Annotated in this window: 22 protein-coding genes; 9 read left to right on the top strand and 13 right to left on the bottom strand. The window is 67.6% G+C overall.

Going from position 1 to position 21,618, the window contains the following annotated elements:
- Positions 1-210 precede the first annotated feature (210 nt).
- The 7 genes from fhuE to C1932_RS16450 all read right to left on the bottom strand — a co-directional run bounded on the left by fhuE (position 211) and on the right by C1932_RS16450 (position 7,156).
- Positions 211-2,376 (bottom strand): ferric-rhodotorulic acid/ferric-coprogen receptor FhuE, encoded by a 2,166-nt coding sequence (gene fhuE, locus C1932_RS16480; RefSeq protein WP_108762886.1) that lies wholly within the window; start codon positions 2,374-2,376, stop codon positions 211-213.
- Positions 2,377-2,649: 273 nt separating this feature from the next.
- Entirely contained in the window at positions 2,650-3,123 is a 474-nt protein-coding gene (locus C1932_RS16475) for a hypothetical protein (protein WP_108762885.1), read from the bottom strand.
- 101 nt (positions 3,124-3,224) lie between these two features.
- The gene (locus tag C1932_RS16470; RefSeq protein ID WP_108762884.1) at positions 3,225-3,776 is read right to left on the bottom strand and encodes a M23 family metallopeptidase; all 552 of its coding nucleotides are present in this window, start codon (positions 3,774-3,776) and stop codon (positions 3,225-3,227) included.
- An 85-nt stretch (positions 3,777-3,861) separates the two neighbouring features.
- Positions 3,862-4,599, bottom strand: coding sequence for an endonuclease/exonuclease/phosphatase family protein (locus C1932_RS16465; RefSeq protein ID WP_233615086.1), 738 nt, complete (start codon positions 4,597-4,599; stop codon positions 3,862-3,864).
- 52 nt (positions 4,600-4,651) lie between these two features.
- The gene (locus C1932_RS16460; protein WP_108762882.1) at positions 4,652-5,491 is read right to left on the bottom strand and encodes a thiol:disulfide interchange protein DsbA/DsbL; all 840 of its coding nucleotides are present in this window, start codon (positions 5,489-5,491) and stop codon (positions 4,652-4,654) included.
- A gap of 107 nt (positions 5,492-5,598) precedes the next feature.
- Complete coding sequence (locus C1932_RS16455; RefSeq protein ID WP_108754143.1) at positions 5,599-6,249, bottom strand: thiol:disulfide interchange protein DsbA/DsbL; 651 nt, start codon at positions 6,247-6,249, stop codon at positions 5,599-5,601.
- Positions 6,250-6,355: 106 nt separating this feature from the next.
- A complete protein-coding gene (locus tag C1932_RS16450) occupies positions 6,356-7,156 on the bottom strand; it encodes a c-type cytochrome (RefSeq protein ID WP_108762881.1) in 801 nt (266 codons plus the stop codon).
- A 157-nt stretch (positions 7,157-7,313) separates the two neighbouring features.
- On the opposite strand from C1932_RS16450, the gene yihA reads away from it, so the two are divergent.
- Positions 7,314-7,916: a ribosome biogenesis GTP-binding protein YihA/YsxC gene (gene yihA / locus C1932_RS16445; RefSeq protein WP_108750547.1), complete on the top strand. Its 603-nt coding sequence runs from the start codon at positions 7,314-7,316 to the stop codon at positions 7,914-7,916.
- 38 nt (positions 7,917-7,954) lie between these two features.
- Here the strand turns inward: yihA and C1932_RS16440 are convergent, their stop codons facing one another.
- The 3 genes from C1932_RS16440 to C1932_RS16425 form a co-directional block, all read right to left on the bottom strand.
- Positions 7,955-8,929, bottom strand: coding sequence for an MBL fold metallo-hydrolase (locus C1932_RS16440; RefSeq protein ID WP_108762880.1), 975 nt, complete (start codon positions 8,927-8,929; stop codon positions 7,955-7,957).
- Between the two features lie 684 nt (positions 8,930-9,613).
- Positions 9,614-10,438, bottom strand: coding sequence for a helix-turn-helix domain-containing protein (locus tag C1932_RS16430; protein ID WP_108762878.1), 825 nt, complete (start codon positions 10,436-10,438; stop codon positions 9,614-9,616).
- Complete coding sequence (locus C1932_RS16425) at positions 10,435-11,139, bottom strand: VIT family protein (protein WP_108762877.1); 705 nt, start codon at positions 11,137-11,139, stop codon at positions 10,435-10,437. Before C1932_RS16425 ends, C1932_RS16430 begins: the two co-directional genes overlap by 4 nt.
- Positions 11,140-11,292: 153 nt before the next feature.
- On the opposite strand from C1932_RS16425, the gene C1932_RS16420 reads away from it, so the two are divergent.
- Complete coding sequence (locus tag C1932_RS16420; protein WP_108754137.1) at positions 11,293-12,657, top strand: glutamate--cysteine ligase; 1,365 nt, start codon at positions 11,293-11,295, stop codon at positions 12,655-12,657.
- A gap of 93 nt (positions 12,658-12,750) precedes the next feature.
- Here the strand turns inward: C1932_RS16420 and C1932_RS16415 are convergent, their stop codons facing one another.
- Positions 12,751-13,803 (bottom strand): NAD(P)-dependent alcohol dehydrogenase, encoded by a 1,053-nt coding sequence (locus C1932_RS16415; protein WP_108757145.1) that lies wholly within the window; start codon positions 13,801-13,803, stop codon positions 12,751-12,753.
- 107 nt (positions 13,804-13,910) lie between these two features.
- On the opposite strand from C1932_RS16415, the gene C1932_RS16410 reads away from it, so the two are divergent.
- Positions 13,911-14,795: a LysR family transcriptional regulator gene (locus C1932_RS16410; RefSeq protein ID WP_108762876.1), complete on the top strand. Its 885-nt coding sequence runs from the start codon at positions 13,911-13,913 to the stop codon at positions 14,793-14,795.
- 50 nt (positions 14,796-14,845) lie between these two features.
- Here C1932_RS16410 and C1932_RS16405 read toward each other — a convergent pair whose 3' ends face one another.
- Positions 14,846-15,262, bottom strand: a complete 417-nt coding sequence (locus C1932_RS16405) for a VOC family protein (RefSeq protein ID WP_108754133.1) — start codon at positions 15,260-15,262, stop codon at positions 14,846-14,848.
- Between the two features lie 124 nt (positions 15,263-15,386).
- On the opposite strand from C1932_RS16405, the gene C1932_RS16400 reads away from it, so the two are divergent.
- On the top strand, positions 15,387-16,064 hold the full coding sequence (locus C1932_RS16400; protein ID WP_108762875.1) for an SMI1/KNR4 family protein: 678 nt from the start codon (positions 15,387-15,389) through the stop codon (positions 16,062-16,064).
- Between the two features lie 158 nt (positions 16,065-16,222).
- Here the strand turns inward: C1932_RS16400 and C1932_RS16395 are convergent, their stop codons facing one another.
- Entirely contained in the window at positions 16,223-17,326 is a 1,104-nt protein-coding gene (locus C1932_RS16395) for an alkene reductase (protein ID WP_108762874.1), read from the bottom strand.
- Between the two features lie 127 nt (positions 17,327-17,453).
- On the opposite strand from C1932_RS16395, the gene C1932_RS16390 reads away from it, so the two are divergent.
- From C1932_RS16390 to fghA, 5 genes are all read left to right on the top strand, one after another.
- Positions 17,454-18,362, top strand: a complete 909-nt coding sequence (locus C1932_RS16390) for a LysR family transcriptional regulator (RefSeq protein ID WP_108762873.1) — start codon at positions 17,454-17,456, stop codon at positions 18,360-18,362.
- 167 nt (positions 18,363-18,529) lie between these two features.
- Positions 18,530-19,099 carry a hypothetical protein gene (locus tag C1932_RS16385; RefSeq protein WP_159094555.1) on the top strand — a complete coding sequence of 190 codons (570 nt, stop codon included), beginning with the start codon at positions 18,530-18,532 and terminating at the stop codon, positions 19,097-19,099.
- A 192-nt stretch (positions 19,100-19,291) separates the two neighbouring features.
- Positions 19,292-19,567 carry a metal/formaldehyde-sensitive transcriptional repressor gene (locus tag C1932_RS16380; RefSeq protein ID WP_108757140.1) on the top strand — a complete coding sequence of 92 codons (276 nt, stop codon included), beginning with the start codon at positions 19,292-19,294 and terminating at the stop codon, positions 19,565-19,567.
- A gap of 58 nt (positions 19,568-19,625) precedes the next feature.
- On the top strand, positions 19,626-20,735 hold the full coding sequence (locus C1932_RS16375; RefSeq protein ID WP_108754128.1) for an S-(hydroxymethyl)glutathione dehydrogenase/class III alcohol dehydrogenase: 1,110 nt from the start codon (positions 19,626-19,628) through the stop codon (positions 20,733-20,735).
- 48 nt (positions 20,736-20,783) lie between these two features.
- Positions 20,784-21,614: an S-formylglutathione hydrolase gene (gene fghA / locus C1932_RS16370; RefSeq protein WP_108762871.1), complete on the top strand. Its 831-nt coding sequence runs from the start codon at positions 20,784-20,786 to the stop codon at positions 21,612-21,614.
- Positions 21,615-21,618: the final 4 nt, after the last annotated feature.

Here is a 21,618-nt window from a genome sequence, read left to right as displayed (position 1 = left end):
TGCTGTGCTTTGGTAGAGTCGAGCTTGCTCGACTGCTTTTCGGCGGTTCAGTCGAGCAAGCTCGACTCTACAAGGGCAAGGCAGTCGAGCAAGCTCGACTCTACAAGAGCAAGGCAGTCGAGCAAGCTCGACTCTACAGAAGCAGGGCGGTCGAGCATGGCTCGACGCTACGCAATGGCGGCGCCGGGGTTAGCCGGCGCCGCGTCTGCATCAGAACGACCAGGTGAAGGTGATCGAGCCGTTGCGGCCGTCGCCGTAGGCACCGTAGCCGTTGATCTGCGAGAGGTACTTCTTGTCCAGCAGGTTGTTCAGGTTGGCCTGCACGCTCCATTCCGGCGACAGGCGGTAACGCACGAACGCGCTGACCAGGGCGTAGCCGCTCTGTTCAATGCGACCGTAGGCCGGCACTGCGTAGTAGATGCGGTTCTGCCAGTTGGCACCACCGCCGACGGTCAGTTCCTGCAGCGACTGCGGGGTGTAGCTGGTGAACAGCTTCAGCGCGGTCTGCGGCAGGTTGGTGTTGATATCGGCGTCGTTGATGTCCTTGGCCACGTAGCGCGAGGCACCGAAGGTGGCATTCCAGCCCGGGGCCAGTTCGCCGTTCAGTTCGAATTCGAAGCCACGGCTGACGGTGCCGCGTGCGGCCACGTAGGCGGTTTCACCACCGGTACCGCCGATAACCGGCTCACCGGTGGACTGGCCGACGTTGTCCTGCTCGATGCGGAACACGGCCACCGAAGCATTCAGTCGGTTGTCGAACCAGGCACCCTTCACGCCCACTTCGTAGCTCTTTCCGTCCACCGGGTCCAGATAGCTGCCGTTGCGGTCCTTCAGCATCTGCGGCTGGAAGATCTCGGTGTACGAGGCATAGGTGGAGTAGGTGTCGTTGATGTCGAACACCAGGCCGGCATACGGGGTGGTGACCTTGTGCGAACGGTCAGCGCCTTCGCCTTCGCTCTTCCAGTCGGTGTAGCGCGCGCCCACGATCAGCTTCAGCGGATCAGCCAGCGACAGGCGTGCAGCGGCATAGGCGGCCTTCTGGGTGATGGTGCCTTCGCTGGCCAGCGCCAGCGGATTCCAGTTCGGTTCGCTGATGTTGCCGTTCCAGTTCAGGTAGCTGGAGAAGGGGTCCCAGGCGAGGCCGGCACCGCCGATCTGGTAGTCGCCGTAGTTGGCGTACTCGCGCTTGTTGTAGCTCAGGCCACCCATCACTTCGTGCTTCAGGCCAAACAGCTCGAACGCGCCACTGAAGTAGCCGTCCACCGCATTGACCTTGCGTTCGGTGTTGTAGAAGCCGGCCGACGGCGAGATGCCGGCACCGGTGTTCTTGTCGAAGTACGAAGCGCCGGTGACCCAGTCGTTGTAGGCCGGGTAGAACAGTTTGTCGTCGGCCTTGGTCTCGTCATGGGTCGCGCCGATGCGGACTTTCCAGTCTTCGTTGAAGGCGTGTTCCAACGTGGCGAAGGCACGCTTGCTGGTGGTGTCCCAGTAGGTCCAGTTCGGGCTGGCGTTGAACGATTCGTCGTAGCCGGTGCTGGTGCCATCGGAGAACAGCATCGGGAAACCACCCCAGGTGGCGCCGTTGGCGCGCTTCTGCTGGTAGTCGTAGCCCACGCTCAGCTGGGTGTCTGGGGTCAGGTCGGCGTCGATGACGGCGTAGCCCAGCGTCTTGTGCTGGTTGTAGCGGTCCATCTGTGCGTCGGTGTCCAGGTAGCTGCCGATCACGCGGGCGCGCACCGAACCGCTCTTGTTCAGCGGGGTGGTCACGTCCACGGTGCTGCGGGTGCGGCCCCAGCTGCCCACGTTCACCGACACGCTGCCGGTCAGTTCGGCGCTGTCGGCGTGCTTGCGCACCAGGTTCACCGACGCCGACGGGTTGCCGGCACCGGTCAGCAGGCCGGTGGCGCCGCGCACCACTTCCACGCGGTCGTACAGGGCCAGGTCCAGGCCGGAATCGCCGTAGCTCCAGTTCTGCACCATCTGCGTGGGCAGGGCGTCGAACTGGTAGCTGTCGATGTAGAAGCCGCGCGAGTAGAACTCGGTGCGCTCGGTGTCGGACTGGGTGCTGCTGACGCCGGTGGTATTGGCCAGCACGTCGATGATGTCATCCAGGTTCTGATCTTCGATGCGCTGGTGGCTGATGATGCTGACCGACTGCGGAATCTCGCGCGGTGCCAGGTCGAAGCGGGTACCGGCCGAGGTGCGGCGCACGGAATAGCCTTGGGCGCGCTCGCCCTTCACCACGATCTTGTCCAGGGTGGTGGGGTCGGCAGCGGCGGTCTGGGCGAAGGCGGCCGGCGCGGCGGCCAGGCACAGGGCGGAAAGCACCGCCGCGGACAGGCGATGCGGCAGCAGGGCAGGGGTTGAACGGATCATGGGGTTCCTGGACGGGCACGTGCGTGCGTCCGACCGGCTTCCCGGATGGTCTGGCGCCGCGGCTGGTGGGGTTCTCACGCCGCTGGCCCGGTCCTGCGGGCAGGACGGGGGCTGGGCATTGTGATGGTGGACGACCGTCCTGGCCGCCCGGAAAACGCAAATATCGTAATGGGAATTGTTTCTATTTACAAATGGGCCGGTCGTGGCCTGCCCGGCGGTAGAGTCGAGCTTGCTCGACTGCGGCAAAGCAACGGCAGTCGAGCACGCTCCACGCTACAAAGGCGGGTCGCGTTCGGCCTGGATCTTCATGTGCGGCCGCTGCCCCTCGATGCCATCGGCATACTCGACGGTGACCATGACGTCTTCATCGATCATGGGGGCGCCGTACACCCGCACCTTGCCGGTCATGTACACCGGTGTGCTGCGCGAACGGCCTGCGTGCAGGGCGGTGGGATCCAGGCAGGCCAGCGCGTGGCGGATATTGGCCGAGGCGAATTCAGTCGATGTGTTGGGGATCAGCCAGCGACAGAACTGCTGGCCCGCTTCGGTGCCATGGTCTACGCACCACTTGCTCCATTCCGCCCAGTCGGTGACCAGTTCGATCGACTGTGCGGTTTCCACCTGCGCGCTGTTGGCGAAGGCTGCCAGGTGCCCGCACCACGGGTCGCGGTGAGCCCGCAGGGTGCTGCAGCCGGTCATCAGGGTGAGGATCGCGATCAACAGCGGTGCGGCGCGCAACAGGTCCATCGGTGCTCTCCCTGGCAGTGCGGCGATGATGCGGCGCGCGAGGTGGTGCGGGCAACCGCAGTCGAGCAAGCTCGACTCTACAAAGGCGCGGCGTCCTGCGCTCAACGCAGCAGCGGCAGCGGGTCGCGTGCGCCGTCGGCGCCGTAGATGCCCCAGTGCAGGTGCGGCGGGGTGCCTTGGGCGTTGCCGCTGTCACCCACCTGGCCCAGCAGGTCGCCGGCCTGCACGATCTGGCCCCGCGCCAGACCCTCGGCCCAGCTGTCCAGGTGGGCGTAGTAGTAGCGCTCGCGTGCGGGGCCGATCACCCAGACCTGGCGCCCGCCCAGGCCGCCGTCGCGCACATCGGCGATCACCCCGGCGGTGACGCTGCGCACCGGCGTGCCGCGCTTGGCGAAGATGTCGATGCCGGCGTGGGTGCGGTCGCGCCCGCGCGGGGCACCGAAGGTATCGGCAATCTGCCGGGGGCGTACGCCGTCCACGGGCACCGGCAGCTGCTGCGCCGGCGGCATGCGCGACAGCGACCACAGCAGCTTCGGTGCGGCGGCCCAGGGGCTGTTCCACAGGGCAAGTGCGGCGACGAGGGCGATCAGCAGCAGCAGGCCGCGCAGCAACCAGCGGCGCAGGCGTCGGGCGGGGGAAGCGGATGTGCTCATGCCACCGAGTGTAGAGTCGAGCTTGCTCGACTGCATTGCATGGCGCGAAGGGCAGTCGAGCAAGCTCGACTCTACCGAAAGCCGGTCAGCGCAGGGCGTCGACCGGCACGTCGATCGCCATGGCCAGGGCCAGGTGATCGGAAAACGCGGCGGGAACGGCTTCCACGCTGCGGGTCTGCAGGTTGCTGCTGACCAGGATGTGGTCGATCGCCCGGTCCGGGCGCCAGCTGGGGAAGGTGGGCACCGCGCAGCCGGGTGGTTGCAGCTGGGTCTTCTGGTACAGCACCTGCATTTCCGGGCGTTCGGCCAGGCAGTTGAAGTCGCCCATCAGCACCGCGTTGGGGTGGTCGGACAGCAGTTCGGCAATGAAGCCCAGCTGCGACATGCGTGAGCCGGCGCCCAGCGACAGATGGGCCACCGCCACGGCCAGGCCGTCGGCACCATCGCCGAACTTGGCCAGCAGCACGCCGCGCCCGCCGATGCGGCCGGGCAGGGCGTGATCCTGGACTTCCACCGGTTCCAGCTTGCTCAGCAGGCCGTTGGCACTGGAGGCCACACCGCCCATGCGCCGGTTCGGCTGGTGGCTCCAGTAATTGAAGCCGGCGCGCTGGGCCAGGTAGTGGGTCTGGTTGGTGAAGCCCGAGCGCAGGCTGCCCGGGTCGGCCTCCTGCAGGCCGACGATGTCATGGTTGCGGGCCAGGGTGGCGATCGCATCCAGGCTGCTGCGCTTGCGCCCCGCCGGCAGCGCATGTGACCAGCTGCGGGTCACATAGTCGCTGTAGCGGCGGGTGCTTGAGCCGGCCTGGATATTGGCCGTCAGCAAACGCAGGGTCCGTGTGTGGGGGGAAGTCACGGCCGGGGAAACGTCTCTGGAATCAATGAGCCTGGGCGGCCGCGCGCTCGCGGGCGATCAGGTGGTCGGCAATACGCAGCATGTCCGGGAAGCCCTTGCCCTTCACCAGGTACTTGCCGTTGACGATGATCGACGGAGTGCCGGAGATCTGGCTGCGCTGGGCGAACTGCTTGGCCGAATTGGTCTTGGCGTTCACTGCGAAGCTGCCCATGGTGGCAGCGAACTGCTTGGGATCAACGCCGTAGGCGCCGTAGAACTTGGCGATGTCGTCCACCGAGTCGGCACCGCGCTCGCCCTTCAGGGTCTTCTGCACGTGGATGGCCTGGTACAGGGCTTCGTGCGACTTCTCCTGCACGCCCAGGGTCTGCGCGGCGTAGAAGGCGCGGGCGTAGTTATCCCAGGTGCCGCCGAACATGGCCGGCACGTAGACGAAGTTCACGTCGCTGGGCAGGCCAGCCTTCCACGGGCCCACCAGCGGCTGGAAGGCGGCACAGGCCGGGCAGACGTAGCCGAAGATTTCCACCACTTCCACCTTGCCGGCAGCCGGCTGGAACGGCTGGCCGTTCGGGATCAGCTGGTAGTCGGCGCCTTCCACCGGAGCCGGGCCGGTCAGCGCGGTGGTGGTCGGGGCCGGTGCGGCCGCCGGTGCGGCGTCGGCCGGGGTGGTGCTGCCTTCGGCGGCGGGTGCGGCGCTTTCGCTGCCTGCGGCCGGCTCGGCGGCCGGGGCCGGGGTCTCGGTGGTGGCCGGGGGCGCGGCCGGTTCAGCCGGCGCGGTGGTGTTGGCGGTGCCGTCGTCGGCCTTGCAGGCGGCCAGGATCGGCAGCAGCGCTGCAAGTGCGAGGGCGGCGTAACGGGTCTTCATGGAAACGTCTCCAGCATCTGGAATGGTGGGGCCGGCGGGTGAACGCCGGCCAGGGGGAAATGATGACACGCGGCGGCGGATGCGCCGTGTGCAGGGTCGGGATTGGTTCAGCGGCCGCGGCTGGCGCGGGCCTGGGCGATCAGCGCCGAGGCAATGCGCAGCTGGTCTTCGAAGCTGTTGCCGCGTACCAGGTACTGGCCGTTGATGATGATGGCCGGGGTGCCCGGCACCTGGGTGCGCTTGGCGAAGGCACGGGCGGCGGCGACCTTCTGCTGTACGGCTTCACCGCGAAGGGCCTGCTTGTAGCGGTCCGGGGCCACGCCGTAGGCCTTGTAGAAGGTGGCCAGTTCATCGGCCGACACGTTCTGCATGGGCAGCGAGCCGTCTTCGTGCAGGGCCTTGAACACCGCTGCATGGCTGCGCTTGGCGACGCCTACTTCATCGGCGGCGTAATAGGCCAGGGCCCAGGCATCCCACGGACCCCCGAAGGCGGCCGGGACCGGGGTGAAACGCACGTCGGCCGGCAGCTTGGCGGCCCAGGCGGCCAGCTGCGGCTCGAAGTGGGCGCAGTGCGGGCAGGTGTAGCCGAACACTTCCACCACTTCGATCTTGCCAGCCAGCGGCTGGAACGGGCCTGGCTGGGCGATGCGCTCGTAATCTTTGCCTTCCACCAGCGGGGCGTTGGCGGGGGTGGCGGCGCAGGCCGCCAGCGGCAGCAGCACCAGCAGGGACAGCAACAGGCGGGACATCAACCTCATCGACGTGCATCTCCATTGAAAATAACAACGCCGGCGCAGCCGCCGGCGTGAAGGAAACATACCGCAGCAGCGGGCCGCCGTGGCGACCCGCGCCGACCAATGGCCGTCAGGGGGCGGCGGCCGGTGGCATGGCGGTGGTCTGCGCGGCCACGTCGTCGGCGCGGTTGTGCAGGCCCTGCAGGTAGCTGGACAGGGCCTGGACCTCCTGTTCGGTCAGCTTCTGGGCGATGGCCGCCATGATCTGGAAGTGCGCCTTGTCGGCTTCGTGGGTCTGCCCGGCCTGGTATTCCTGCAGGCGCCGGGCGACATAGCTGGCGTGCTGGCCGCCGATATGCGGATAGGCCGGGCCCGGATTGCCGGCGCCGCTGGGGCCGTGGCAGGCCATGCAGGCCGGCAGGCCGCGCTGGGCATCGCCGCCGCGGTAAAGCTGCTGGCCGATTTCGTAGAACTTCATGCCCTTGTAGGGGCCCTCGGTCACCGGCGTGTCGTCGGCAATGCCGGCGGTGGCCTTCTGGGTGGCGAAGAACGCGCCGATGTCGCGCATGTCCTGCGGGCTGAGGTTCTGCACGAACGGCACCATGGCCGCGGCGGCGCCGGAGCTGCGCTGGCCGTTGGCGATCAGCGCCATCTGCTGGGCCACGTAGCGTTCGCTCTGGCCGGCAATGGACGGGTACATCTCGACCGTGGAATTGCCATCGGCGCCGTGGCAGGCCGCGCAGGCGGCCGCCTTGCCCTGGCCTTCCTTGGCGTTTCCCCAGGTGGTCTTGCTGAAATCCACCTCGAGCGAGGCGGTCTGGATCGGGCCATTGTCGGGCAGCGGGACCAGGGTGGTCTGCGCAAAGGCAGCGGCGGCAACCACCACGGCCATGGCAAGGGCGGATACGGCAAGAACGCGAGCGTGGCGCATGCTGAAGCTCCGTTTGGACCGGGCCGGGCGGCAGCGACCGGCATCGCCCGGATTATCAACGCCGTTTCCGCGCACGGTCAACGAAGCAGCGCAGCATTTTCCGGACCCACGGTGCCCCGGGCGGGCGCGCGGCGCCGCAACATGCGATCCTACGCACATGTCATTGCTCATCGAACGCGCCCGCTACCACCTCTCGGCCCACAACGCGCGGCAGCTGCCGCCCGATGAAGGGGCCGAAGTGGCCTTCGCCGGCCGCTCCAACGCTGGCAAGTCCAGTGCCCTCAACGCGCTGACCCGGCAGAACGCGCTGGCCCGCGTGTCCAAGACGCCCGGCCGCACCCAGCAGCTGGTGTTCTTCCAGATCACCCCGGAAGCCAGCCTGGTCGATCTGCCCGGTTACGGCTATGCCAAGGTGCCGCTGGAACTGCAGGCACACTGGCAGGCCTTCATCGACAAGTACTTCCGCACCCGCGAGGCACTGCGTGGCCTGGTGGTGGTGATGGATATCCGTCACCCGCTGAAGGACTACGACCGGCAGATGCTGGCCTACGCCGTGCAGCGCGGCCTGCCGGCGCATGCGCTGCTGACCAAGGCCGACAAGCTCAGCCGCAGCCAGCAGATGCAGACCCTGCAGAAGGTGCGCAAGGAACTGCATTCGGCCTATGGCGATACGGTGAGCGTGCAGGTGTTTTCCGGCGAAGACCGTACCGGCGTGGAAGAAGCGCGCGGGGTGATCGGCGGCTGGCTGGGGCTGGAATAAGCCAGCGGCCACGTCGCCGGGCCATGCCCGGCGGCACCTCACTTCAGCGGCGAATATTCCGCCGGCACCCAGGCATAGGCCTGGCCTTCGCTGCGCACGTGGCCCAGGCCGGGGAACGGCAGGTGCGCGCCGGCCACCCACCATCCCTTGGCGGTGGCCTGCTGCAGCACGCTGCGCCGGCTGGCGGTGGCCGCCGGGCGATCGGCATCGGCTTCGAACGCGGCTTCCGGGTGCGCGAACTGCACCGCATGGAAGTGCAGCACATCGCCCCACACCAGCAGTGACTGGCCCTGGCTGTCGAACCGGTAGGAGACATGGCCGGGGGTATGGCCGTGGGTGTCCATGGCCACCGCGCCACCGGGCAGCGCGTCGCCGGGCCGGAAGGTGCGCAGGCGCCCAGCGGCCTGGTACGGCGCCACGGCGTTGCGGGCCAGCGGGAAGGCGAAGCGCACGCCTTCGGGCGCACTGGCCGCGCTGGCCGGGTCCAGCCAGTAATCGGCATCGGCCTGGGTGAGCCACACGGTGGCATTGGGGTAGGCCGGCTGGCCCTGCGCATCGAGCACGCCGCACATGTGGTCGGGGTGGGCGTGGGTGAGCAGGATGTCATCCACCTGCGCCGGGTCGACGCCGGCGGCGCGCAGGTTGGCCAGCACCTGGCCCAGGCCGGGGCCGAAGCACTGCGCGGTGCCGGTATCGACCAGGGTGAGGTGGTTGCCCTGGCGCACCAGGTAGGCGTTCACCGCAGTCTGCAGACCTTTGCTGTCTTCGGGCACGTAGCGGCCTTCCAGCAGGCGGCTGACCAGGGTGGGCGGTACGTCCACCACTTCCTGTCGACCCAGTGCCACTACGCCGTCGAACAGCGCGGTGACCTGCAGGTTGCCGATGCGGTGGTGGTAGACGCCGGGCACCTGCTGGGTGGGGGCGGGGGAGGTGGCTTCGGCATGTGCAGCGGTGGGCAGGCCGGCAATGGCCAGCAGCAGGGCGCCGCACAGCGGCAGGTGACGCGGGGTCATGGGATGTCCTGGGTGAGGCGGAGGATTCCGTCGCTGTGCAGCGTGCCGTGCGGGCGGCGCGCGATGCGCTCAAAGCAGTGCGCGCAATGCTCAGGGTGGGGTAGTTTGTTTGCAGGGCTTGCAGCCCTGCACCTGCTTCAAGCCGGAGCAACGGCAACGGCAAGGGCGAAAACTGGGTATCCGTGGGATGGCGGGGTGGGTCCGGTGGCGGGGGACGGCGCAAGTACGTCCATGTAGCCTCGGTCGCGCCATCCATGGCGCTCACGCCCCCGCAACCGGACCCACCCCGCCTTCGACAGATTTCCGCGCGCTGTTGGAACGGCATGGGGTCGGATCCCGTTGCTGCGCAACGGGCTCTGACCCCGAAAGTGATTGGGTATCCGACAGTAGATCCACGCCATGCGTGGATGCTTTTCCAATTCAATTCGAATTCTTCGATTCCGATTGAGATTCATCCACGCATGGCGTGGTCTACCAGATCGCAGGAATCTGTCAGAGGTGGGGCGGTGTGGGTGGGCAGGACCGCAGGCGCCATGGATGGCGCCTACGAGCCCCCATGGATGGGTTTACGGCGTGTCCTGCCCACCCACACCGCCCCGCCATCCCACGGAGAGCTCGCTCTTGCCGTTGCTCTTGCTGTTGCTCCAAGCAGGTGCAGGGCGCAGCCCTGCCGATACCCCCCCCCTAGATCTCGCTGGGGGAAAGACCGTACTGCTCGGCGAAGCGCTTGCTGAAGCTGGCGGTGGAGCGATAACCCGCGCGGGCGGCCACGGTCTTCAGCGGCAGGTCGGTGGTGTACAGCAGGTTCATGCCGTGGGCCAGGCGCGCTTCGGTCAGCAGTTGGCGCAGGCTGGTCTGTTCGGCCGCCAGGCGGCGGCGCAGGGTGGCGCCGCTCAGCGCGAACTGCGCTTCCACATCGCGTGATTGCCAGTCGCGCGCGGGGTCGGTGGCGATGCGGTCGCGGATCTGTTCGCCCAGCGTGGGCGCCTGCGGCAGCAACAGGTTGCCGTGGCCCTTGCGGCACCACGCCAGGACCAGACTGGCCAGGGCCAGGCGCGCTTCGCTGTAGTGGCCGTCCTGCAGGTGCTGGCGCCACTGCCGCAGCAGGGCACCGTGCTCGTGCAGTGCCAACCTTGCCACGCTGGCACCCGGTGCCGGCAGCGGTTCGTTCCACAGCGTGCGGGCTGCAGCCAGGGCTTCGGCACACAGCGGCACGATGGCGCTCAGGTAGCGCCCGGTGCGCGGATCGGGAGTGTTCACCACATCGATGCGGCAGCGCTGGGTGACCAGCAGGATGTCGCCCGGTGCGTACTCCAGCGATTGGTGCGCGGTGCGCACCTGCTTGCGACCTTCCAGCAGGATGGCGAACTGCGGCTGCGGAATTTCCACCGAACTGGCGCCGTGTTCACGCCGCGCGGTGATGCAGGCATAGCCTTCGGCGCGCCCGCAGTGGGCCAGGCTGGCCAGTTCGGCCAGCAGCGCGGTGGCGGGGGGCGGTTGGCCGGTCATGTGATGTGTGCGCCCAGCAGGCGGCCGATCGCGGCGGCCGCGGCCATCGCCACTGCGCCCCAGACCATCACCCGCAGGGCGCCGCGTACCGGCGCCGCACCGCCGGCGTGGGCGGCCAGCGCACCGGTCACGCACAGGCCCAGCAGGGTGGCGATGGTGGTCATGGCGGCAACCCGCTCTGCGGCCGCCAGCAGCGCGGTGACGACCGGCAGCGCTGCGCCGCACGTGAAGGCCGCCGCCGACGCCAGCGCCGCCTGCAGCGGTCGCGCGCGCAGCGTATCGGTGATGCCCAGTTCGTCGCGCGCATGCGCGCCCAGTGCATCGTGGGCGGTGAGCTGTTCGGCCACCTGCCGTGCCAGTGCCGGCTGCAGGCCGCGGTGGCGGTAGATGGCGGTCAGTTCGTCCAGTTCGCTGTGCGGGTCTTCGCGCAGTTCGCGCTTTTCCACGGCCAGGTCGGCCGCTTCGGTATCGGCCTGGGTCTGCACCGAAACGTATTCGCCGGCGGCCATCGACATCGCGCCGGCCACGGTGCCGGCAATGCCAGTGGCCAGCACGGTGCTGGCCGATGCGCCACCGGCGGCCACGCCCACCACCAGCCCGGCCACCGAGACGATGCCATCGTTGGCACCCAGCACGGCGGCGCGCAGCCAGCCCACACGGTCGGTCCGGTGCAGCTCGGGGTGTCGTGAATGGCGACTCATGCGCGCCAGTGTACGGGGGTCAAGGGGCCGTCGGTAGGATGCTGAAACCCGTCACAGTGGCATGACGCGGTGAACCGCCACGCTATAGTGCGCCCTTGCGATGGAAGGCCCTGGGCCCCACATCCCCAGCCCCCTGCACAGCGAGCCACCCCCTTGTCGAGCCCCAGCCACGTCGCCGATACGCCCATTACCGACCGCACGCAGCTGGTCGAGGTGCTTGCCTCCGGTGAAAAGCCCCGCGCGCAGTGGCGCATTGGTACCGAGCACGAGAAGTTCGGCTTCCGCCTGGACGATCTGCGCCCGCCCACCTACGACGGTGATCGCGGCATCGAGGCGCTGCTCAACGGCCTGGTGCGTTTCGGCTGGGAACCGGTGCAGGAAAACGGCAATACCATCGCCCTGCTGCGCGACGGCGCCTCGGTGACGCTGGAGCCGGCGGGGCAGTTGGAACTGTCGGGCGCGGCGGTGGAAACCATCCACCAGACCTGCGTGGAAACCGGCACGCATCTGAATGAAGTGGCACAGGTGGCCGGCGAGCTGCAGCTGGGCTTCCTGGGCATGGGCTTCCAGCCCAAGTGGACGCGCGATGAGATGCCGTGGATGCCCAAGGGCCGCTACAAGATCATGCGCAACTACATGCCCAAGGTCGGTTCGCTGGGCCTGGACATGATGACCCGCACCTGCACGGTGCAGGTGAACCTGGACTACGCCACCGAAGCGGACATGGTGAAGAAGTTCCGTGTGTCGCTGGCGCTGCAGCCGATCGCCACCGCGCTGTTTGCCGATTCGCCGTTCACCGAAGGCAAGCCGAACGGCTACCTGAGCTACCGCTCGCACATCTGGACCGACACCGACGCCGACCGCACCGGCATGCTCGACTTCGTGTTCGAGGATGGCTTCGGCTACGAGCGTTATGTCGACTATCTGCTGGACGTGCCGATGTACTTCTCTTACCGCGATGGCATCTACCACGATGCCAGCGGGCAGAGCTTCCGCGATTTCATGCAGGGCAAGCTGCCGGTGCTGCCCGGTGCGCTGCCGACCCTGCGCGACTGGTCGGACCACATGACCACCGCGTTCCCGGAAGTGCGCCTGAAGAAATACCTGGAAATGCGCGGCGCCGACGGTGGCCCGTGGAGCCGCCTGTGTGCGCTGCCGGCGTTCTGGGTGGGCCTGCTGTACGACGATGCCTCGCTGGATGCCGCCTGGGACCTGGTGCGTGACTTCACCCTGGCCGAGCGCCATGCGCTGCGCGATGGCGTGCCGAAGTACGCCATGGGCCTGCCGTTCCGCAACGGCACCGTGCGCGACCTGGCCCGCGAAGCGGTGAAGATTTCCGTGGAAGGGCTGAAGCGCCGCGCCGCGCGCAATGCCGATGGCCAGGACGAAAGCAAGTTCCTGGACGTGCTGCAGGAAATCGTCGAATCGGGCCTGACCCCGGCCGAACGCAAGTTGGCGCTGTTCCATGGCCGCTGGCATGGCGACGTGGATCCGGTGTTCCGCGAGTTTGCGTATTGATTGCATTGCGGTAGCGCCGGGCCATGCCCGGCGGTTTGCACCATGAAAAAACCCCGGCAGTGCCGGGGTTTTTTCGTTCCATCACCGCGGCGGTCAGGCCTTGATGGTGGCCATGTCGATCACGAAGCGGTAGCGCACATCATTCTTCGCCATACGCTCCCAGGCGTCGTTGACGTTCTTGATGTCGATCACTTCGACGTCGGCCACGATGCCGTGCTCGGCGCAGAAGTCCATCATTTCCTGGGTTTCGGCCATGCCGCCGATGGCCGAGCCGGTCACGTGCTTGCGGCCGAAGATCACGCTGGCGCCCATCAGCGCCGGGTCCAGTTCGGTGATCACGCCGACCAGGCACATGGTGCTATCGCGCTTGAGCAGGCTCATGTACGGATTGGTGTCATGGCTGACCGGCACCGTGTTGAGCAGGAAGTCGAAGCTGTTGGCGTGGGCCTTCATCTGCGCCGGATCGCGCGAGACCAGCACTTCGTCGGCGCCCAGGCGCTTGGCGTCGGCACCCTTTTCCGGGGTGGTGGTGATCATCACCACGTGCGCGCCCAGGGCCTTGGCGAACTTCACGCCCATGTGGCCCAGGCCGCCCAGACCGATCACGCCGACCTTCTGGCCGGGGCCGACCTTCCAGTGGCGCAGCGGCGACCAGGTGGTGATGCCAGCGCACAGCAGCGGCGCGGCAGCCTTCAGGTCCAGCTTCTCGGACACCTTCACCACGAAGCGCTGTTCCACCACGATGTGGTCGGAATAGCCGCCCTGGGTCAGTTCGCCGGTGGCGCGGTCGCGGCTGTTGTAGGTGTAGGTCGGGCCCTTTTCGCAGTACTGCTCCAGGTCGTGGTCGCAGGCATCGCAGTGGCGGCAGGAATCGACCATGCAGCCGACGCCGGCGAAATCACCGGCCTTCAGCGTGGTCACGCCCGGGCCGACTTCAACCACGCGGCCGATGATCTCGTGGCCCGGCACCATCGGGTACTCGGCGCCGCCCCAATCGTCGCGGGCCTGGTGCAGGTCGGAATGGCAGATGCCGCTGTACAGCACTTCGATGCGCACATCGTTGGCGCCGACCGCGCGGCGTTCAAAGCTGATGGGTTCGAGCGGGGCGGTGTTGCTGCGCACCGCATAACCGAGGGCGAGGGACATGGGGGATCCTTGGCGGGGTTTGTCGAAAGGCGTTTTACAATACGCCCCTCGCGCGGGGGTAAGAACCCCGGATATCGGCATGATTCATCAAGTGGGACTGCACAATCATGGCCACTGACAACCTGACCCACCTGGCCGCGTTCGCCGCCGTGGCCCGGCACCGCAGCTTCCGCCGGGCCGGGGCCGAGCTGGCCCTGTCCACCTCGGCGGTGAGCTACGCGATCCGTGCGCTGGAAGAGCGGCTGGGCGTGGGCCTGTTCCACCGCACCACCCGCAGCGTGGCCCTGACCGAAGCCGGCCAGCGGCTGCTGCAGCGGCTGCAGCCGGCGCTGGGCCACGTGCACGAGGCGCTGGAGGAAATGAACCAGTTCCGGGCCAGCCCCACCGGGCTGCTGCGCATCAACGCCGCGCGCGCGGCCGTGCCGACCCAGCTGGGCCCGCGCCTGACCCGCTTCCTGCATGCGCACCCCGATGTGCGCCTGGAGCTGACCGAGAACGACGGCCTGGTGGATATCGTGGGCGAAGGCTACGACGCCGGCGTGCGCCTGCACGAGTTCGTGCCCGAGGACATGGTGGCGGTGCCACTGGGGCCGGCGCTGCGCGGCATGATCGTCGCCTCGCCGGACTACCTGCGGCGGCACCCGGCCCCGCAGCACCCGCGTGACCTGCTGGAGCACGAATGCATCCGCTTCCGCTTCGCCAGCGGGCATCTGTACAAGTGGCAGTTCGACCGCGGCGGTGAATCGCTGGACATCGACGTGCGCGGGCGGCTGACGCTGAGTGAGCAGACCACCATCATCCGCGCGGTGATCGATGGCTTCGGCCTGGCGTATGTTCTGGAAGATGCCGCCCGCCCGCATATCGAGGCCGGGCGCATGGTGGCGGTGCTGCAGGACTGGAGCGAGCCGTTCGCCGGCTTCGTGCTGTATTACCCCAAGCAGCGGCAGATGGCCTCGGCGCTGCGCGCGTTCGTGGACATGTTGCGGGAGTGAAGCGCAGCAATGCAGTAGATCCACGCCATGCGTGGATGGCAGCGCCCCGATCACTCCACCAACGCGTCATACCCCTTGCCGACGAACTGCAGCAGGCAGAAGCCATGCCCGAACGGGTCGGCCAGCACGGCCAGCCGTCCCCATGCGCGCTCGCTGACCGGGCGTTCGATCAGCGCGCCGGCGGCGACCGCGCGTGACAGCGCGGCGTTGATATCGTCCACCACCCAGTCCAGGTGGATGGGCGTCCAGTGGCGCTCGTAGTCGCGTACATCGCCATCGTCGGCGGCGGCGCTGCCGTCGGCGTTCTGCAGCAGGTACAGCGGCGTGGGCCCGCCCAGCAGTTCGGTGGCGCCCGCGCCAAGCCGACGGCCGATGCGCAGACCGAACGCCTGGGTGTAGAACGCCTCGGCCGCGGCCAGGTCGGGTACATCCAGATTGACGATGAAGGAGGGGGCGGGGGAATCCATGGCGGTGGCACGTACGGCGGGGCAGTGCAGTCTAGGGCCGTGGCGTGACGGTGCCGGTTCATCTTGCTGGCCGCGCGCGCAGGGTTCAGGCAAGGTAGTCGGCTGGGTTCCAACAAGGATATGTATGAACACGCTTGCCGACGTCGAACAGGCCACCGGCCAGGTCTTTCCGCCGCTGTACCACCAGTTGTCTGCCGATGGGCAGCTACAGTGGGGCGCGCTGGGCTGGGAGGGTTTCCAGCAGCAATCCGCGCAACTGCGCGCGCAGCCGCCGCTGCTGTTGTTCGCCGATGAGTTCGAGCCGATCGGCCGCGACGAACTGCAGGAAGCGTGGGAAGAACTGACCGCCGAGGACCACTACAACCCGCTGCGCGACGACCTGCAGCTGCTGCCGTTCGCGCGCAGCGGCGCGGGCGACGTGTACTGCTTCTGGACCAATGCGCCGGGCTTCAGCGAGCCGCCGGTGGTGCTGGTTTGGCACGACGATGATCGCGCCGACATCCTGGCCACCAACCTGCAGGACTTCGTGTTCCGCAAAATGGTGGAGGCGGTGGTGGAACTGGAGACGCAGTACTCGATGTTGGGCAAGGACACGCTGGCCGACGATCTGCAGGCGTGGCTGGGCACGCACCGCGCGTGGCTGCGGGCCGATCAGGTGGCGGCGCTGGAACGCCTGTACGCGCGCACCGACGAGATCGTTGCAGGGCGCATCAGCGAGGACGAGGGACAGGCGCTGCTGAAGCAGGTGATCGGCTTTGCGCGGCTGGATGAATCGTTCGCGTACGTGCGCCAAGGGGCGTGAGTGATGGGGTCGGATCCGCGCGCAGCGCGGCTCTGACCCCGTCTTCGCCGAACCGGGGTCAGAGCCCTTTCCGCTGGAAAGGGATCCGACCCCATGCCAGATCGCCGAACCGGGGTCAGAGCCCTTTCCGTTGGAAAGGGATCTGACCCCATGCCCGATCAGCTGGCGACCGGGTAATCCAGATAGCCCTCGCGACCGCCACCGTAGTAAGTGGCGCGATCCGGCGTGGTCAGCGCCACGTCGGCCTGCAGGCGCTCGACCAGGTCGGGGTTGGCGATGAACGGCTGGCCGAAGGCGGCGATATCGATGGTGCCTTCATCCACCAGGCGCAGGGCACGTTCGCGGGTCATGCCGCCGGCCAGGATGACGGTACCGCCGTAGGCCTGCTTGAAGGCCTTCAGGAACGCTTCGCCGATGGCCGGCGCGCCGTGCAGGTAGTTGTCGTTCAGATGCACATAGGCCAGCCCACGCTTGCCCAGTTCTTCGGCCAGGTACAGATAGCTGGCCTCGTTTTCTGCGTAGGCCGGCATGTCGAAGACCTGGCTGTTCGGCGCCAGGCGCACGCCCACGCGCTGCGCGCCGATGCGTGCGGTCATGGCATCCACGGTGTCCAGAATCAACCGCGCGCGGTTGGCCAGCGAGCCGCCGTAGCCATCCTGGCGATCGTTGGTGAGCGGGTTGAGGAACTGTTCGAACAGATAGCCGTTGGCAGCATGCAGTTCAATGCCATCGAAACCGGCGGCGATGGCATTCTCGGCGCCGCGCACGAAGTCGTTGACGATGCCCGGCACTTCATCGGTGCGCAAGGCGCGCGGCGGGGTCGGGTCGGCCGGGCCGCGGCTGCCGTCGTCGCGATACACGAAGGCGAAGCTGCGGGGATCGTGGGCCACCGCGCGCGTGCTGGCGCTGACCGGCTGGCCACCGTCGGGCTGCAGCGAGCGGTGCGACATGCGGCCCACGTGCCAGAGCTGGGCGAAGATGGCGCCCTGTGCGGCATGCACGGCATCAGTGACCTGGCGCCAGCCGGCCACCTGTTCCTGCGACCAGATGCCCGGCACGTCGATGTAGCCCTGGCCCTGCGGCGACACCGGGGTGCCCTCGCTGATGATCAGGCCGGCGCTGGCGCGCTGGCGGTAGTACTGCGCGGTCAGTTCGTTGGCCACGTAGTCGGGATTGCGCGCACGGGTCATCGGCGCCATGGCGATACGGTTGCGCAGCGGCGTGCCGGCCAGATCGAACGGTTGGAAGAGCGGGGCGGTCATGTGCAGGTCTCTTGGGGGAAGGAGCGCCGGTGGCGCGATGCCTACAGGATGGCGTTGACATCGAGCCCCATAAATGGGTTCCATTTCCCATCGAGCGGGACTATTTGTCCCCAATAGGGCCCCCGGCATGCTACCCGTCGAATCCTTGAATGGTCTGGTCACCTTCGTGACCACCGCACGCGCGACCACCTTCACCGAGGCGGCCGAGGCGCTGGGCATTTCCCGCTCGGCGGTGGGCAAGGCCATCGCCCGGCTGGAAGTGCGGCTGGGCGTGCGCCTGTTCCACCGCACCCCCCGGCGCATCTCGCTGACCACCGACGGCGAGGCCTACTACGCGTCCTGCGCCGCCGCGCTGGAGGAGATTTCCGCGGCCGAGGCCTGCCTGGGCCTGGGCGCGCACGTGCCCAGCGGTCGCCTGCGCATCGACATGCCCTCTTCGTTTGGCCGCATGGTGGTCATGCCGGTGCTGCTGAAGCTGTGCCAGCAGTACCCGGACCTGCAGCTGACGGTGACCTTCACCGATCACTTCGTGGACCCCATCGAGGAAGGCATCGATCTGCTGATCCGCTTCGGCGGGCTGCAGCAGGCCGAACATCTGGTGGCGCGGCGGCTGGGCAGCCAACGCCTGGTGACCTGTGCGGCGCCGGCCTACCTGCAGGCGCACGGCGTGCCGCGCACGGTGGACGATCTGCGCCAGCACCGCAGCATCGTCGGCTACCGCCATGGCCAGCCGGTGGCGTGGCGGGTGGGCGTGGAGGGCGAGGGCGGTACCTTCATTCCCAGCGCCACCCACCAGTTGAACGATGGCGATGCAGTGATCGACGGCGCGCTGGCCGGGCTGGGCATCTGCCAGATGCCGATGTCGCTGGTGCGCCCGCACCTGCAGTCGGGCGCGCTGCAGTCGGTGCTGGACGAGCAGATGCAGCGCCATGTCGATATCCATGCCCTTTGGCCGCCCACCCGCCATCTGCGGCCGAAGGTGCGCTACGTGGTGGATGAGCTGACCCGGCTGGCGGAAGAAGGTCGGTTCGATTGAGCACGGACGGAGGGCATGGGGACTTTCGCCATGTTGATGGGCGCAGGGGCGTCTTCCAGAATCCGATCAAGCCCGGGGGGGCCGTGCAGCCAGCCACAGCGCGCAGGGCCACGCTGGAACAGCGATGAGCCACGGACCGGGTGCGTGCAACCGACAAGGAGGACAGCATGGAAAGACATGAATTCGAGGTGCGGCTGGATCGCCTGGAGCGCCGGGCACGTCGTGGGCATTTGCTGGCGGTGTCGATGTTTGTACTGGGTGCGTCGCTGGCCTTGGTCGGCACCAGCATGGCGACGCCCGATGCGGGCGTGGTGAAGGAACTTCGGACCTACAAGTTGACCGTGCTCGACAGCGAAGGGCGCACGCGGGTGCAGATTGCCGAGGACGCCAGTGACATCGGTCGCAACTCGCGCGCGACGGGCATGACGATCTATGACGCCAAGGGCGATGAGCGCGGTGGCATTGGCACCATGGCAGATGGCAGTGCTGTGATGGCGCTGGATGCGCCGGTGGGCGTGGGCTACAAGGTGCGCGACCGTGCCGGCATGAGGGTTGCCGCCGACGGAACGGCGCTGATCACTGCATTGTCCAACGAGGGCAGTTTTGCGGCCAGCCTGATCGCACAGGGCAACCAGGGGCGTCTTGAGCTGAGCCGCAAGGAGGCCACCAAGGGTGAGATCAGCACCCGCGTGCTGACCTTCGATACCGACGCCACAAAGGTCGAGAAGGCGCCGTAACGCTGTGGCCGCCGGCGCGGTAGACGCGCGAGCCGGCCACCGCCATGCGATCGAGCTGTGCGGACTTCCTGCTGCTGGCGGGCCAGGTCTTTTCGTCCGGCGTGGTTACCTGGGCTGCCAACGGCCCTTCCGTATGCAGGAACGGCTGGGTGTGTATACTATCCCCCAGTATAGTTCCGCAGGTGGCCGCCCATGCCGCATTCACCCGAAGAGAAAAAGAAGGTGCTGGCCCGCGTGCGCCGCATCCGTGGCCAGTGCGATGCGCTGGACCGCGCGCTGGAAGCCGGCGCCGAGTGCGGCCCGGTGCTGCAGCAGATCGCGGCCATCCGCGGCGCGGTGAACGGCTTGATGTCCGAAGTGATGGAAGCCCATCTGCGCGAGGAATTCGGCCAGCCGGCCGCATCCGATGAACAGCGCGCCGAGCGCGTGCGCGAGATGAGCGGCTTGATCCGTTCGTACCTGAAATAAACGAGGGCGCAACACTGCGCCATCCATGCTGTCTTTGTCTGTCCTTGGAGAACCCGCCATGAAATCCCGTGCCGCCGTCGCCTTTGGTCCCGGCCAGCCGCTGCAGATCGTCGAAATCGACGTCGCCCCGCCGAAGGCTGGCGAAGTGCTGGTGAAGATCACCCACACCGGTGTCTGCCACACCGATGCGTTCACCCTGTCCGGCGATGACCCGGAAGGCCTGTTCCCGGTGGTGCTGGGCCATGAAGGCGCCGGCATCGTGGTGGAAGTGGGCGAGGGCGTGACCAGCGTGAAGCCGGGCGACCACGTCATTCCGCTGTACACCGCCGAGTGCGGCGAATGCCTGTTCTGCAAGAGCGGCAAGACCAACCTGTGCGTGTCGGTGCGGGCTACCCAGGGCAAGGGCGTGATGCCCGACGGCACCAGCCGCTTCAGCTACAACGGCGAACCGATCTACCACTACATGGGCTGCTCGACCTTCAGCGAGTACACCGTGGTGGCCGAAGTATCGCTGGCCAAGATCAACCCGGAAGCAAACCCGGAACACGTCTGCCTGCTGGGCTGCGGCGTGACCACCGGCATCGGCGCGGTGCACAACACCGCCAAGGTGCAGGAAGGCGACAGCGTGGCCGTGTTCGGCCTGGGCGGCATCGGCCTGGCGGTCATCCAGGGTGCGCGCCAGGCCAAGGCCGGCCGCATCATCGCGGTGGACACCAATCCGTCCAAGTTCGAGCTGGCGCGCGAATTCGGCGCCACCGACTGCATCAACCCGAAGGACTTCGACAAGCCGATCCAGCAGGTCATCGTGGAAATGACCACCTGGGGCGTGGACCACAGCTTCGAGTGCATCGGCAACACCAGCGTGATGCGTGCGGCGCTGGAATGCGCGCACCGCGGCTGGGGCCAGAGCGTGGTGATCGGCGTGGCCGGCGCCGGCCAGGAAATCTCCACCCGTCCGTTCCAGCTGGTGACCGGCCGCAAGTGGATGGGCACTGCCTTCGGCGGCGTGAAGGGCCGCAGCCAGCTGCCGGGCATGGTGGAAGACGCGATGAAGGGCGATATCGAACTTGCCCCGTTCGTGACCCACACCATGGATCTGGACAAGATCAACGAAGCCTTCGACCTGATGCACGAAGGCAAGTCGATCCGTTCGGTCGTCCATTACTGAACCACGCCAGGCGGCAGGCCGCGCGCCTGCCGCCACCGGGAGCACTCCATGGAACGCATTGAACACCGTGCCTGTTTCGGCGGCTGGCAGGATGTCTATCGCCACACGTCCACCACGCTGGGCTGCGACATGCAGTTCGCCGTGTACCTGCCGCCGCAGGCGACCACGCAGAAGCTGCCGGTGCTGTACTGGCTGAGCGGCCTGACCTGCACCGAACAGAACGTGATCACCAAGGCCGGCGCGCAGCGTTACGCCGCCGAACACGGGGTGATCCTGGTGGCCCCCGATACCAGCCCGCGCGGTGACGACGTGGCCGATGCCGAAGGTTACGACCTGGGCAAGGGCGCAGGCTTCTATCTGAATGCCACCGAACAGCCGTGGGCACGGCACTACCGCATGCACGACTACGTGGTGCAGGAGCTGCCGGCGCTGATTGAAGCGCACTTCCCGGCGACCGATGCGCGTGCCATCAGCGGCCATTCGATGGGGGGACATGGCGCGCTGGTGCTAGCGCTGCGCAATCCCGGCCGCTACCGCAGCGTGTCGGCGTTTTCGCCGATCGTGGCACCCAGCCAGGTGCCGTGGGGCGAAAAGGCCTTCACCGCCTACCTGGGCGACGACCGTGCGGCCTGGGCGCAGTGGGATGCCACCGCGCTGATCGCCGGTGCCGGCGAGCGCCTGCCGCTGCTGGTGGACCAGGGCGATGCCGATGAATTCCTGCAGAACCAGTTGCAGCCGCAGCGCCTGCAGCAGGCATGCGAAGCGGCGGGCCACCCGCTGACCCTGCGCCTGCAGCCGGGCTACGACCACAGCTACTACTTCATCGCCAGCTTCATTGGCGAGCACATCGCGCACCACGCCAAGGCGCTGCGCGGCTGAGGCG

Source organism: Stenotrophomonas sp. YAU14D1_LEIMI4_1 (assembly GCF_003086815.1).
Classification (GTDB): Bacteria; Pseudomonadota; Gammaproteobacteria; order Xanthomonadales; family Xanthomonadaceae; genus Stenotrophomonas.
Note: the sequence above shows the minus strand (reverse complement) of the source record. Positions and strands in the feature narration are given on the sequence as shown.